General features: G+C 75.0%; 14 protein-coding genes. 9 read left to right on the top strand and 5 right to left on the bottom strand.

The window, feature by feature from the left end; translation table 11 throughout:
- The first annotated feature begins 14 nt into the window (after nt 1-14).
- Entirely contained in the window at nt 15-878 is an 864-nt protein-coding gene (locus ACI790_RS17205; protein ID WP_456571012.1) for a DNA polymerase III subunit beta family protein, read from the top strand.
- Here ACI790_RS17205 and ACI790_RS17200 read toward each other — a convergent pair.
- Complete coding sequence (locus ACI790_RS17200) at nt 865-1,665, bottom strand: alpha/beta fold hydrolase (RefSeq protein ID WP_456571011.1); 801 nt, start codon at nt 1,663-1,665, stop codon at nt 865-867. The two genes, ACI790_RS17205 and ACI790_RS17200, sit on opposite strands and share 14 nt — an antisense overlap.
- A gap of 132 nt (nt 1,666-1,797) precedes the next feature.
- Nucleotides 1,798-3,078 carry an acyl-CoA dehydrogenase family protein gene (locus tag ACI790_RS17195; protein ID WP_456571010.1) on the bottom strand — a complete coding sequence of 427 codons (1,281 nt, stop codon included), beginning with the start codon at nt 3,076-3,078 and terminating at the stop codon, nt 1,798-1,800.
- Nucleotides 3,079-3,194: 116 nt separating this feature from the next.
- Between ACI790_RS17195 and ACI790_RS17190 the strand changes: the two genes are divergently transcribed.
- A complete protein-coding gene (locus tag ACI790_RS17190; protein ID WP_456571009.1) occupies nt 3,195-3,854 on the top strand; it encodes an NUDIX domain-containing protein in 660 nt (219 codons plus the stop codon).
- Here ACI790_RS17190 and ACI790_RS17185 read toward each other — a convergent pair.
- Complete coding sequence (locus ACI790_RS17185) at nt 3,844-5,814, bottom strand: acetoacetate--CoA ligase (protein WP_456571008.1); 1,971 nt, start codon at nt 5,812-5,814, stop codon at nt 3,844-3,846. The genes ACI790_RS17190 and ACI790_RS17185 overlap by 11 nt on opposite strands.
- A 68-nt stretch (nt 5,815-5,882) precedes the next feature.
- Here ACI790_RS17185 and ACI790_RS17180 point away from each other — a divergent pair, with 68 nt between their 5' ends.
- The 7 genes from ACI790_RS17180 (at nt 5,883) to ACI790_RS17150 (ending at nt 11,778) form a co-directional block, all read left to right on the top strand.
- Nucleotides 5,883-6,287, top strand: coding sequence for a DUF2237 family protein (locus ACI790_RS17180; protein WP_456571007.1), 405 nt, complete (start codon nt 5,883-5,885; stop codon nt 6,285-6,287).
- A gap of 43 nt (nt 6,288-6,330) precedes the next feature.
- Complete coding sequence (locus ACI790_RS17175) at nt 6,331-6,825, top strand: glutathione peroxidase (protein WP_456571006.1); 495 nt, start codon at nt 6,331-6,333, stop codon at nt 6,823-6,825.
- A 49-nt stretch (nt 6,826-6,874) separates the two neighbouring features.
- Nucleotides 6,875-7,588, top strand: coding sequence for a mycothiol-dependent nitroreductase Rv2466c family protein (locus tag ACI790_RS17170; protein ID WP_456571005.1), 714 nt, complete (start codon nt 6,875-6,877; stop codon nt 7,586-7,588).
- Between the two features lie 81 nt (nt 7,589-7,669).
- On the top strand, nt 7,670-8,725 hold the full coding sequence (locus tag ACI790_RS17165) for a FecCD family ABC transporter permease (RefSeq protein WP_456571004.1): 1,056 nt from the start codon (nt 7,670-7,672) through the stop codon (nt 8,723-8,725).
- On the top strand, nt 8,722-9,831 hold the full coding sequence (locus ACI790_RS17160) for a FecCD family ABC transporter permease (RefSeq protein ID WP_456571003.1): 1,110 nt from the start codon (nt 8,722-8,724) through the stop codon (nt 9,829-9,831). Before ACI790_RS17165 ends, ACI790_RS17160 begins: the two co-directional genes overlap by 4 nt.
- Nucleotides 9,828-10,673, top strand: coding sequence for an ABC transporter ATP-binding protein (locus ACI790_RS17155; RefSeq protein ID WP_456571002.1), 846 nt, complete (start codon nt 9,828-9,830; stop codon nt 10,671-10,673). Before ACI790_RS17160 ends, ACI790_RS17155 begins: the two co-directional genes overlap by 4 nt.
- 85 nt (nt 10,674-10,758) lie before the next feature.
- The gene (locus ACI790_RS17150) at nt 10,759-11,778 is read left to right on the top strand and encodes an ABC transporter substrate-binding protein (RefSeq protein WP_456571001.1); all 1,020 of its coding nucleotides are present in this window, start codon (nt 10,759-10,761) and stop codon (nt 11,776-11,778) included.
- A 22-nt stretch (nt 11,779-11,800) separates the two neighbouring features.
- On the opposite strand, the gene ACI790_RS17145 is transcribed toward ACI790_RS17150, so the two are convergent.
- Nucleotides 11,801-12,760, bottom strand: coding sequence for an EamA family transporter (locus ACI790_RS17145; RefSeq protein WP_456571000.1), 960 nt, complete (start codon nt 12,758-12,760; stop codon nt 11,801-11,803).
- Nucleotides 12,761-12,803: 43 nt separating this feature from the next.
- Nucleotides 12,804-13,250, bottom strand: a complete 447-nt coding sequence (locus ACI790_RS17140; protein ID WP_456570999.1) for an STAS domain-containing protein — start codon at nt 13,248-13,250, stop codon at nt 12,804-12,806.
- Between the last annotated feature and the right edge of the window lie 37 nt (nt 13,251-13,287).

Genomic DNA, 13,287 nt, shown 5'->3' with positions numbered 1-13,287 from the left:
CGACGGTGACGGGCGTGGAGGGACGCATGCGCGGGATCGGCCGGCTGGCCCGGGAGTCGGGCCTGACGGTGAGCGCCCTGCGGTTCTACGACGGCGCCGCCCCCGCCGTCGTCGACGCCGTCCTGCAGGCGCACCTGACGCGCCTGGAGGACGGGCTGGCCGACGCCCGCCGTGAGCTCCGCCACGCCCGTTCCCTCCTCGCTCCGGAGAGCCTGATGACCAGCATTCGCACCACGACCGCCGCCCTGCTCGACGCCGCCGGCGGGGTCCGCTTCGCCGCCGGCACCGACGCGGCGCTCCCCATGCTCACCGGCGTGCTGCTCGACGTGGCCGACGACGCCGTCCGCCTCGTGGCCAGCGACCGCTACCGCCTGGCGGTGCGCACCCTGGCCGCCGACGTCGACGGCCCGCCGGTCAGCGCCCTCCTCCCGATCGCCCTGGTCGACGAGCTGCTCGGGACGACGGCGTCGGGCCCGGCGACCGTGCGGGTGCAGGGGAACGACGTCACGGTGGAGCTGGCGGGGCGCACCCTGCAGGGGCGCCGTGTGGACGCCGACTTCCCCGACTACCGGCGCATCCTGCGGGGCGCGGGCGCCGCGCAGGTGGAGATCGACGTCGCCCGCTTCCGCGCCGAGCTGGCCGCCGCGCCCACCCGCACGGTGCGCCGCACGGAGGACGGCGTCGAGGAGACCGCCGCGGTGCTCGGCGTCGGCGGCGTCGAGGTGGGCGTGAACCGGGAGTTCCTGCTCGAGGCGCTCGACGCCGAGCACGCCGGGCAGCTGGTGCTCGACCTGGACGGGCCGATCGCCCCGCTGGTCCTGCGCGGCGCCGGCCGGGACGGCGACGTCAGCATGCTGATGCCGATCAGGCTGGACTGACGCCGCCGTCCGTGCGGTCCAGCACCAGCCGGACGGTCTCCCCGGGCTCGTCCCACAGGGGGAAGTGGCCGGACCGCGCGAACCAGTGCAGCTCCGCGTCGGGGAACGCCTCGACCGCCCGGGCCGCCTGGCGGGCCAGGGTCACCCGGTCGCGGCGGCCCCAGCCGATGGTCAGGCGCCCGGGCAGCGTGCCGGCGGGCGCGCCCTGCTGCCTCGGGCCGCGGGCCAGGTCGTCGAGGACCACGCCGAAGGACGGCGACTCGACGTAGCCCTCGAGCTCGGTGCGGACGACGTCGGCGTCCAGGGCCCAGGGGCGGGCGGAGAACTGCGCCAGCAGGGCGGTCCGGCCGGCGGGGTGGCCCAGGAGCGCGGGCAGGACGGGACGGATCCGGCGGAGCAGCGCGACCGAGGCGGCGATGCTGGTGCGGAAGACCGCCGCCTCCCGGTCGGTCCAGAACCCGCCCGGATCGAGGGCGACGTTGTCCGCACCCGTTCCCCGCCGGCTCAGCTCCAGCACCATCCGGGCGCCCAGCGAGCTGCCGACCAGCGGGGCGTCGGCCAGCCCCTCGGCGCGCAGCCAGTCCTCCAGCGCGTCGGTGAGCCCGGCCAGGGAGGGATCGGCCAGGGGCGGGGTGTCCCCGGCGAAGCCGGGGAGGTCGACGGCGACGACGGTGCGCTGCGCGCTCAGCCCGGGGAGCACCGGCTGCCAGGTGCGCCAGGACCCGCCCAGCCCGTGCACGAGGACGAGCGGAGGTCCGGATCCGGTGCGGTGCGCGGCGAGCTGCATCGCAGGCCCCTACCCGCTCCCGGCCGCCGGGAGTCCCCGTGATCGCCGGGTGGAGGCGCCGTTCGTGCACGAACGGCGCCTTCCGGGGCGGGGAGGGAGCCGTTCATGCACGAACGGCGCCTCCCCGGGGCCTCAGCCCAGCGGGCTCCTCGGCAGCAGGCGGTCGCTGATGATCCGCTTCTGGATCTCGCTGGTGCCCTCGAAGATCGTCGTCAGCCGGGCGTCGCGCCAGTGCCGCTCCACCTGCCGCTCGGTGGTGTAGCCGTTGCCGCCGTGCAGCTGCATGGCCTGGTTGGTGACCCGGATCGACATCTCGGTGGCCTCGAGCTTCACCATCGACGCCTCCTTGGCGACCGGCAGCCCGAGGTCGAGCAGGTGCGCGACCTGCCGGTAGAAGGCGCGGGACTGCTCGATCTGCGACGCCATCTCCGCGATGTTGAACCGCAGCGCCTGGAAGTCCGCGATCGGGTGGCCGAACTGCTCGCGCTCCTGCAGGTAGCGGATGGAGTCCTCCAGCGCGGCCCGGGCCAGGCCGACGGCGCGGGCGGCGGTGTGCACCCGCGCGGTGTTGAGGAACTTCTGCGCCTCGGCGAACCCGGCCTGCTCGGCGGCGGCGCCCTCCTCGGCGCTGTCCTCCTGCGCGGCCTTCGCCTGGTCGATCACGTTCGCGCGCGGGATCCGGACGCCGTCGAACGTGAGGTCCCAGGTGAGGAAGCCGTGGTAGCCGATCTTGTCGATCGGGTGCCCGGTGAGGCCCTCGGGGAACTCGCCCCGCTCCTTCTCCAGCAGCAGGTTGATCAGGCCCGCCGAGCGGGACTCCCCCGGCTCCGGGTCGCGCTCGCGCACCAGCACCTGGATGAAGTCGGCGGCCTTGGCGTTGCCGCACCAGCGCTTGCGACCGGTGACGACCCACTCGTCGCCGTCGAGCACCGCGCGGGTGGAGACACCGGCGAGGTCGGAGCCGGCGTCGGGCTCGGAGAGGGCGATCGCGCCGATCCAGTCGCCACGGGCGCTGCGGGCCATCAGCTCGTGCCGGCGGTCGGCGTCGAGCACCGCCGTCCCCAGGCCCTGAGACCGGGCCAGGATGCTCGCGGTCGACATCCAGGCGCGGGCCAGCTCCTCGCTGACCATGCAGTACTCGAAGACGCCGAGGCCCAGGCCGCCCTGCTCGGCGGGCACGGTGATGCCGAACCAGCCCCGCTCGGCCATGCCGGAGAGGAGCGACGCCGGGATCTCGCCCTTCTGCGGGTCGAGCTCGTGGGCGACCGGGAGGACCTCGTCGATCGCGAAGCGCCGGGCCTCCTCCTGCAGCGCCTCCCGCTCCGGGGTGTGCCACGGTGGGAGCAGCGCCGGGGGCTGCGGCTCCCAGATCTCGGTCGCGGGCTCGCTGGCGGGGCTGGCGCTCGACGTCATCGTCGGTCGGCCTCCTCGGTCGGGCGGATGGTTCCGATCACCTTGGCGGCTGGTCCTTCCCCCCGCACGGCGTCGTCATCCGTGAGGTGAGCGGCCTCACGAGCGAGGATGTGCCGGTGAACGTCCCCGGCATCGACGTCCCCGACCACCGCGGCCGCATCGGCCTGGACCAGGTCGGGCGCGACCTGACCGGCAACCCCGACGTCGTCGTCCGGGAGGTGGAGCTGCTCGCCAGCGGCTGGCACGTGCTGCGGCGGACGACCCTCGACCGGCGCCGCAGCGACGGCGAGTGGGTGACCGAGCAGCGCGAGACCTACGACCGGGGGAACGGCGCCACGCTGCTCCCCTACGACCCCGAGCGGCGCACCGTGCTGCTCACCCGGCAGTTCCGCTACCCGGTCTACGTCAACGGGCACCCCGACGGGCTGTTGCTGGAGGCCGCCGCCGGGCTGCTGGACGACGACGCCCCGGAGGTCGCCATCCGGCGGGAGGCCGAGGAGGAGCTCGGCGTGACCCTCGGCGAGGTGCAGCACGTGTACGACGTCTTCATGAGCCCCGGCTCGGTCACCGAACGGCTGCACTTCTTCGCCGCGCCCTACCGCCCCGCCGACCGCACGTCCGCCGGCGGCGGGCTCGCCGACGAGGGCGAGGACATCGAGGTCGTCGAGCTGCCCTTCGACGAGGCGCTCGACATGGTCGACGACGGCCGGATCGCCGACGCCAAGACCGTGATGCTCCTCCACTGGGCCGCGCTGCGGGGACCGTTCAGGAGCTGAGCCGGGTCTCCGCCAGCCGGATGTAGTGCTCGACCAGCGAGGCGTCGTCGACGGTGCCGGTGTTGACCGCCTTCGCCGGGTCCACGCCCTGGAACAGCCGCTTGAGCGGCACCTCCAGCCGCTTGCCGGTGCGGGTGTGCGGAACGCCGGGAACGGCGATCACCTCGTCGGGCACGTGCCGCGGGCTCGCCTGCTCCCGGATCGCCGCCTTGAGCCGCCCGACCAGCTCGTCGGTCAGCTCCTCCCCCGGCGCGAGCTGCACGAACAGCGGCATCCAGTAGCCGCCCTCGGGCAGCTCCACGCCGAGGACGACGCAGTCGACGACCTCCGGGAAGCCCTCCACGGCGGCGTAGATGTCGGCGGTGCCCATGCGCACGCCGCCGCGGTTGAGCGTGGAGTCCGAGCGGCCGGTGATGATGCAGGTGCCGCGCTCGGTGATCTCCAGCCAGTCGCCGTGCCGCCAGACGCCGGGCCACGGCTCGAAGTACGCGGCGCGGTAGCGGGCGCCGTCGGGGTCGTTCCAGAAGTACAGCGGCATCGACGGCATCGGCTCGGTGACCACCAGCTCGCCGAGCTCGCCGATCACCGGCCGGCCCTCCTCGTCCCAGGAGGCGAGCGCGACGCCCAGGTTCGGCCGCTGCAGCTCCCCCACGGTCACCGGCAGCAGCGGGCTCGACCCGATGAACCCGGTGGCGACGTCGGTGCCGCCGGACGCCGACGTCAGCTGCAGGTCGGTGCCCACGGCGTCGTAGACCCACGTGAAGGACGCGGCCGGCAGCGGGGACCCGGTGCAGCTCAGCACCCGCACCGACGAGAGGTCGTGGTCGGCACCGGGGCGGACGCCGGCCTTCTGGCAGGCGGCGAGGTAGCCGGGGCTGGTGCCCAGGTGGGTGACGCCGACCTTCGCGGCGAGGGCGAACTGCGCATCGACCGTCGGGTACGCCGGGGCGCCGTCGTGCAGGACCGCGGTGGCGCCGCTCAGCAGCGAGGACACCACGACGTTCCACATCATCCAGGCGGTGGAGGTGTACCAGTAGAAGCGGTCGCCGGGGTGCAGGTCGCTGTGCAGGGTGCCGGACTTGCGCTGCTCCAGCACCACCCCGCCGTGCCCGTGCACGATGCCCTTGGGCAGCCCGGTGGTGCCCGACGAGTAGACGATCCACAGCGGGGCGTCGAACGGCGTCGGCTCGAAGTCCGGGTCCTGCGCGTCGGCCACCGCCTCGGACCAGGGCAGCGCGCCGTCGGGCACCTCGCCGGGGAACAGCCGGGGGACGGCGATCGTCGTCCGCACGGTGGGCAGCGCCTCGCGCAGCTGCGCGACGACGTCGCGCCGGTCGTGCGCGCGGCCGTTGAACCGGTACCCGTCGACGGCGACCAGCACGGTGGGCTCGATCTGGGCGAAGCGGTCGAGCACCGCGCGGGTGCCGAAGTCCGGCGCGCAGGAGGACCACACCGCCCCGATCGCGGCCGCGCCGAGGAAGGCGACGACGGTCTCGGGCACGTTGGGCAGGTAGCCGACCACCCGGTCGCCCGGGCGCACACCCAGCCGGCGCAGGGTGGCGGCGAAGGCGCCCACCCGGGCGCGCAGCTCCGCCCAGGAGATCTCCTCCGGCTCGGCGTCCTCGGTGACGGCGATCAGCGCGGGCCGGTCGTCGGCGGCCTGCCGGAACACCTGCTCGGCGTAGTTCACGGTGGTCCCGGGGAACCAGACCGCGCCGGGCATCTCCCGGGAGGGCAGCACCTGCTCGTCGGGGACGCCGGGCAGCACGCCGGTCCACTCGGCGAGGTCGCCCCAGAACTGGTCGAGGTGCTCGACCGACCAGCGCCAGAGCCGGTCGTAGTCGACCGGATCGCCGAAGGAGAGGCCGCGGCGCTCGCCCACCCAGCGGGCGAACGCGGCGATCCGGGTGGCGCCGATGGAGTCGGCGGTGGGCTGCCAGAGGATCTCGGGAGCGGGCACGCTCGCACGATGCCATCCTGAGCCCGCGCCGGCCACGGCGCCGTCGTCCCCGTTCTGCAGGAGGGCCCGTGCTGCCCGACCCCACCGACGAGCGCAACGTCCTCGGCGGCCCGCTCGAGCCCTGCGGCACCGACCCGGTGACCGGGTTCTACCGCGACGGCTCCTGCACCAGCGGCCCCGACGACCTGGGCCGGCACACCGTCTGCGCCGTCGTCTCCACCGAGTTCCTGGCGATGCAGCGGGAGCTGGGCAACGACCTGAGCACTCCGCGCCCCGAGTACGGCTTCCCCGGGCTGCGGCCGGGCGACCGCTGGTGCGTCGTCGCGGTCCGCTGGCTCCAGGCGTACCAGGCCGGCGCGGCGTCGGGGGTCGTGCTGGCCGCCACGAACGCCCGGGCGCTGGAGGTCGTCCCGCTGGAGGCGCTGCGCCGGTACGCCGTCGACGTGCCCGACGACATCGGCGACCTGGGCTGAGACCGGCCGGAATGAACGCCCCGCCGGCGGCGCTGCGGCGGGCATGAGCGACCTCCTCGACGTCCCCGTGACCACGCTGCAGGGCACCGCCACCACGCTGCGGGAGCTGACCGGCGGGCGCGCCGTCCTGGTCGTCAACGTGGCGAGCCGGTGCGGGCTCACCCCGCAGTACGCCGGCCTGGAGGCACTGCAGCAGCAGTACGGCGACCGCGGCTTCACGGTCGTCGGGGTGCCGTGCAACCAGTTCATGGGCCAGGAGCCGGGCACCGCCGGGGAGATCGAGGAGTTCTGCTCGGCCACCTACGGCGTCACCTTCCCGATGACGGAGAAGGTCGAGGTGAACGGCGACGGCGCGCACCCGCTGTTCCGGCAGCTGACCGCGACCCCGGACGTCGACGGCGCGGCCGGTGACGTGCAGTGGAACTTCGAGAAGTGGGTGCTGTCCGGGCACGGCGAGGTCGTCGCCCGCTTCCGCCCGCGCACCGAGCCCGACGCCCCCGAGGTGCGCGCGGCGATCGAGTCGGTCCTGACCAGCTGATCCGGCGGCGTCCCGGGCGAGGTCGGCCGGGAGCGCCTAGGTTCGCCCCATGGCCGATCTGCGCTTCTGGTTCGACCCGGTCTGCCCGTTCGCCTGGATGACCAGCAAGTGGGTCCGCTCGGTGAGCTCGCAGCGGGAGTACGCCGTCGAGTGGCGGTTCATCTCGCTGCGACTGCTCAACGCGCACGTCGACTACGACGCCCACTTCCCGCCCGAGTACGAGGCCGGGCACACCGCCGGGCTGCGGCTGCTGCGCATGGCCGCCCGCGTCCGGGAGGAGCACGGCCCGGAGGCGATCGGCCCGCTGTACGAGGCGCTGGGCAACGAGATCTTCGAGACGCCGAACGAGCCGGGCCACGAGGTGCGCCGCGGCACCCGCGAGTTCGTCGAGCCGATCCTGGCCGGTCTGGGGCTGCCGGCCGACCTCGCCGCCGCCCTGGACGACGACTCCCGGGACCCCGGGCTGCGCGCGGAGACCGACGAGGCGCTGGCGCTGACCGGCAAGGACGTCGGCACGCCGATCCTGCACTTCCGGCCCCCGGAGGGCGTGGCCTTCTTCGGGCCGGTCATCAGCCGGCTGCCCAGCGACGAGGAGGCCGTCGCGCTGTGGGACCACGTCGTGGGGCTCGCCTCGTTCCCCGGCTTCGCCGAGCTCAAGCGCAGCCTGCGCGAGCGGCCGCAGCTGCCCGCGTTCGGCGTCCAGCCGGGCGAGACCGGCACGCAGGAGGACTGGCACGGCGGGAGTCGGCGGCAGAAGAAGTGACCTCGCCGGGGCGGCCCGCTCGGCGTCCGGGAGCTAAGGTAAGCCTTATCTGACCTTTGCCGTCCGTCCCGGGAGCTGCTCGTGGCCACCACGGTCGACGTCCCGGCGCGGGGCGCGGCACGACCGCCCGCGTCGCCGATGCGCGCCCGGCGGCTGGCCACGCTGGTCCTGCTGTTGGTGCTCGTCGCCGCCGCCGCGGTGGCGAGCATCGCCGTCGGCACCCGCGCGATCGGGGTCGGCGACGTCTGGCGCGCGCTGCTGGACTCCTCGCCCGGCAGCGAGGAGGCGGTGATCGTGCGCCAGTTGCGGGTGCCGCGCACGGTGCTGGGGCTCATGGTCGGCGCCGCCCTCGGCCTGGCCGGGGCGCTCATGCAGGGCCACACCCGCAATCCGTTGGGCGATCCCGGGTTGCTGGGCGTCACCGCCGGCGCCAGCCTCGCCGTCGTCCTGGCCATCTCCACGCTCGGCATCACCAGCCCGGGCGGCTACGTCTGGTTCGCCTTCGTCGGGGCGCTGACCGGCACGGTGCTGGTGTACGCGATCGGCTCCGCCGGTCGGGGCGGGGCCACCCCGGTCACCCTCGCGCTGGCCGGCGCGGCGCTCTCCGCCCTGCTCTACGCCCTGGTGCGCGCCATCCTGGTCAGCGACCAGCAGACGCTGGACAGCTTCCGGTTCTGGGTGGTCGGCTCGCTGGCCGGGCGCGACGCCGACGTCGCCTGGCAGGTCGCCCCCTTCCTCGCCCTCGGGGTGCTCCTCGCGCTGGCCAACGCGCCCGCGCTGAACCTGCTGGGCCTGGGCGACGACGTCGCCCGCGGGCTCGGCCAGCGCATCTGGCTGGCCCGGGCGGTCGGCCTGGCCGCGATCACCCTGCTCTGCGGCGCCGCCACCGCCGCCTGCGGGCCCATCGCGTTCGTCGGGCTGGTCGTGCCGCACGCCGCCCGGGCGCTGACCGGCCCCGACCACCGCTGGCTGCTGCCCTGCTCGGCGCTGGCCGGAGCCGTGCTGCTGCTGGTCGCCGACGTGGTCGGCCGGGTCGTCGCCCGCCCCGGCGAGCTGCAGGTGGGCATCGTGCTCGCGCTGATCGGCGCCCCGTTCTTCATCACGCTCGTGCGCCGGCGCCGGACGGCGGGGCTGTGAGCGTCGCGGCCCCGGCCCGCCCCACCGGCACGGACGGCGATCGGAGGCCCCAGGTCCGCCGCGGGCGGGTGCTGCGGGCCGGCCCGGTGTCCGGGCTGCTGCGGTGGCGACAGCTGGCCGTACCGCTCGCCGGTCTCGCGGCGCTCGTGCTGGTCGCCGCGCTCAGCATGGGCCGCGGCGACTTCCCGATCGGCGTGGCCGACGTGCTGCGCACGCTGGTCGGCCTCGGCGAGGGCCCGCAGGAGTTCATCGTGCGGGAACTGCGGGCGCCGCGGGTCGTGGTCGGGGCGCTGGTCGGGCTGGCCCTCGGCGTCTCCGGCGCGCTGTTCCAGACCTTCGCCCGCAACGCGCTGGCCTCCCCCGACACGCTCGGCATCACCACCGGCGCCTCGGTGGGCGCGGTGGCGGCGATCGTGCTCAGCGGCAGCACCTCCACCGGCGCCCTGCTGGGCGGGCTGGGCATCCCGCTGGCCGCCCTGCTCGGCGGGCTGGCCACCGGCGCGCTGCTGTTCGGCCTCACCTGGCGGGCCGGCGTCGACGGGTACCGGCTCGTGCTCATCGGCATCGCGCTGTGGTCGGTGGGCACCGCGCTGACCGACTGGCTGCTCACCAACGCCGAGATCTACGACGCCGCGTCGGCCTACGTGTGGATCACCGGGTCGCTCAACGCCCGCACCTGGGACGACGCCGTTCCGCTGGCCGTCGCCGTCGTCGTGCTGCTCCCGCTCGCCCTGGCCGCCGGCCGGGTGCTGTCGGTCCTCCAGTTCGGCGACGAGACCGCACGGGGGCTGGGGGTGCGGCTGGCCGGGGCGCAGAGCGCCGTCGTGCTGCTGGCCGTGGGCCTGGTGGCGTTCGCGGTGTCGGCGGCCGGCCCGGTCACCTTCGTCGCGCTGGTCGTGCCGCAGATCGCGGTGCGGCTCGCCGGCGGCTCGCGGCCGCCGCTGCTGGCCTCCGGGATCTTCGGTGCGCTCCTCGTCGTGGGAGCCGACCTGGTCACCCGCACGGTGCTGCCCGAAGCCCTCCCGGTCGGCATCCTGACCGCCGTCATCGGCGCCCCCTACCTGCTCTGGCTCCTGGTCCGTGGAAGGCGGCGATCGACGCTGTGACGCTCGACAGCGGGACCGAACTGCTGCACCGCCCGACCCGCCCGGCCGAGGCGGCCCCGGTGCGGCTGGCCGCCGAGCACGTCCGGCTGGCCTACGACGACCGGGTGGTCGTCGACGACCTGGACCTCCAGCTCACCGAGGGCTCCTTCACCGCGATCGTGGGCCCCAACGGCTGCGGCAAGTCCACGCTGCTGAAGGCGCTGGGGCGGCTGCTGCGCCCGACGTCGGGCCAGGTCCTGCTCGACGGGCGGGCCATCGCCCGCACGCCCACCCGCGAGGTCGCCAAGGTGCTGGGGCTCCTCCCCCAGACGCCGGTCGCGCCGGAGGGCCTGACCGTCGGCGACCTGGTCGCCCGCGGCCGGCACCCGCACCAGAGCTGGCTGCGCCAGTGGTCCCGGGACGACGAGGCGGTCGTCACCGAGGCCCTGTCGTGGACCAGCATGGCCGAGCTGGCCGACCGCCCGGTGGACGCGCTCTCCGGGGGCCAGCGGCAGCGGGCCTGGATCTCCATGGCCCTGGCGCAGGGCACCGACCTGCTGCTCCTGGACGAGCCGACGACCTACCTCGACCTGGCCCACCAGATCGACGTGCTCGACCTCGTGGGCCGGCTGCACGCCGAGCGCGGGCGCACCGTCGTCGTGGTCCTGCACGACCTCAACCTCGCCGCCCGCTACGCCCAGCGGCTGGTGGCCATGAAGGACGGCGCGCTGGTCGCCTCGGGCACGCCGGCCGAGGTGCTCACCGAGGAGCTGCTGGCCGACGTCTTCGAGCTGGAGGCGCGGGTGATCACCGACCCGGTGGCCGGCACGCCGATGGTCGTCCCGGTCCGCCGGCTGCGCTGATCACCCTTCCGACTCCGAGTTAGGGCAGGCTAACCTTCCTCGCGACCAGGGATGATCATGCATCCCCGCACCCGAGGGAGTTCCGTTGCACCGCACCTCTCGCCGCCTGACGGGCGGCCTCCTGGCCCTGGGCGTGACCGTCGGCGTCAGCGCCTGCGCCGACGACACCGCTCCCGGCACCGCTCCCGACGCCGAGCCCGCCGCCGAGAGCGGCTGGTCGTTCACCGACGACCTCGGCCGGACCGTCGAGCTCGACGAGGCGCCCGAGCGGATCGCCGGCCTCAACGACCTGACCGCGTCGCTGTGGAACTACGGCATCGAGCCGGTCGCCACCTTCGGCCAGACCTCGGCCGAGGACGACGTCGCCTTCGCGGGCCGCGACCTCGGCGACGTGGCGATCGTGGGCTCGACCTACGGCGAGATCGACCTGGAGGCGCTGGCCGCCGCCGACCCGGACCTCGTCGTCACCACGATCTATCCGGACGACTCCTCCGGCGGGATCCCCGAGGGCAAGGCCGGCTACGGCTTCAACGACCTGGCCCACGAGGAGCAGGTCGCCGAGATCGCGCCGATCGTGCACATCGCCTACACCGGCTCGGCGGCCGACGTCATCGAGCGCGTGGTGGAGCTGGCCGAGGCGCTCGGCGTCGACACCGGGGGCGGCGAGGTCGCCGAGGCGCGCGCCGACTTCCAGGCGGCGTCGGAGGCGCTGGGCGAGGCCGCGTCGGACGACGTGAGCGTGCTGCCCGTGTTCGCCACCGAGGCCGACGGCTGGTGGATGGCCAGGGCGGCCGACGACCCGCAGCTGACGATGTACGCCGACCTCGGCGTGAACTTCGTGGACCCGGGCGGCGAGGAGTACTTCTGGAACTCCGTGGGCTGGGAGGAGGTCACCGACCACCCCAGCGACGTGCTCCTCTACTCGCTGCGGTTCAGCATGACCCCCGAGGAGATCGCCGCGCAGCCCACGGCCGCGCTGCTGCCCGCCGTCCAGGCCGGGCAGCTCCACCCCTGGAAGTACATCGGCCCGGACTACGTCTCCCAGGCGGCGTACATGGCGGAGCTGGCCGGCTACCTCACCGCGGCCCGGGACGTCACTCCCTGAGGCCCGTGACCCCGGCTCCGCGTCAGGACGACAGCGGGGCCGGGGTCTCCGGCACCGGCGGCTGGGTGGTCCGGGCGGTCTGCGCCAGCGCGATCCCGGTGAGGACGACGGCGCCGCCGGCCACCTGCCAGCCGGTGAGCACCTGCTCCACCCACAGCCAGGCGACGACGGAGGCGAACACCGGCTCCACCGTCGCCACCAGCCCCGCGGTGGTCGGCGCCAGGTGCGGCAGCGCGGCGATGGACAGCCAGAACGGGACCGCCGCCCCCAGCACCACGATCCAGCCGACCAGCAGCCACAGCGGCAGCCGCAGGTCGCCGAGCGACAGCGGCACCGGCTCGGCGAGCACGCCGGAGTCGAACTCCCACCACGGCGCGGCGAGCGCCCAGAACAGCGCCGCCGCGACGAAGCTCCAGCAGGTGAGGGTGACCGGGTCGCGGCCGACCGTGCCCCGCTCGCCCACCAGGTAGTAGGTGGCCAGGCAGAGCGCCGCGCCCAGCGCCGCCACCACGCCCACCACGTCCAGCGAGCCGCCGCCCTGCCACACCTGGGCCACCAGGACCAGGCCGGACAGCGAGAGCAGCAGCGCCGCCCACAGCCTGCTGCGCACCTGCTCCCGGCGGACCAGCCAGACGTAGAGGGCGATGAACACCGGCGCGGTCATCTCGAAGACCAGCGCGATGCCGACCGGCATCCGGCCGATGGCGACGTAGTAGAGGAACTGGGTCAGCGCCACGCCCACGACGCCGAAGACGGCCAGCAGCGGCAGCTCCCGGACCCGCACCCGGAGCCGCTCCGGAGCGGCCAGCGCCAGCGCGACCAGGAGCACCACCGCGGCCCCGGTGCAGCGCAGCGCGGTCAGCCGGGTGGGCGGGACCCCCGCCTGCAGCGCGAGCGTCGACACCGTCCCGTTGACGGCGAAGAGGGCCGCCGCGCCGAGGGTGAACGCGTACCCGAGGGCGGGGCGGACGGTGCGGGCCACGGAGGCAACGTAGCGGGCAAGGCCCGGCGAGCCACCTACCGGCTCAGAACAGCACGAGCTCCTGCGCGGGTGGGCGGGGCGCGGCGCCGGACGCGGCGAAGACCCCGTCGAGCCGGGTCGCCTCGAACACCCGCCACACCGACGGCTGCACGTTCCGCAGCAGCAGCTCGACGCCCCGCTGCAGGCACCACCGGCGGACGGTGATCAGCACCGACAGGCCGACCGAACCGATGGACGGCACGCCGCCCAGGTCGAGCTCGAGGACGGTGCAGCCGGACAGCGCACGCCCGGCGACGAACGCCTCCAGCTGCGGGGCGGTGACCAGGTCGACGTCGCCCTCGACGACCACGCGGGCGCGCCCGCCTGCGGCCTCCCACGCCAGGCGGAGGGCGGGCGGCTCGGGCGCGGGGTGCGACACCCACCACGGCCGGCGCCCGTCGGCGGGGCGCGCCAGCCGGCGCGTGGCGTCCCACTCGTGCGCTCGAACCATGCGCGATCCCCCTGCAGCCGACGGGCCGTGCCCCCGT

This window comes from Blastococcus sp. SYSU DS0539 (assembly GCF_054050855.1).
Note: the sequence above shows the minus strand (reverse complement) of the source record. Positions and strands in the feature narration are given on the sequence as shown.

Bases quoted from the DNA above. Each gene is read 5' to 3' on its own strand.
- ACI790_RS17140 (WP_456570999.1), bottom strand. From the start codon at position 13,250: ATGGTTCGAGCGCACGAGTGGGACGCCACGCGCCGGCTGGCGCGCCCC.
- ACI790_RS17195 (WP_456571010.1), bottom strand. From the start codon at position 3,078: ATGACGTCGAGCGCCAGCCCCGCCAGCGAGCCCGCGACCGAGATCTGG.
- ACI790_RS17170 (WP_456571005.1), top strand. From the start codon at position 6,875: ATGGCCGATCTGCGCTTCTGGTTCGACCCGGTCTGCCCGTTCGCCTGG.
- ACI790_RS17200 (WP_456571011.1), bottom strand. From the start codon at position 1,665: ATGCAGCTCGCCGCGCACCGCACCGGATCCGGACCTCCGCTCGTCCTC.
- ACI790_RS17175 (WP_456571006.1), top strand. From the start codon at position 6,331: ATGAGCGACCTCCTCGACGTCCCCGTGACCACGCTGCAGGGCACCGCC.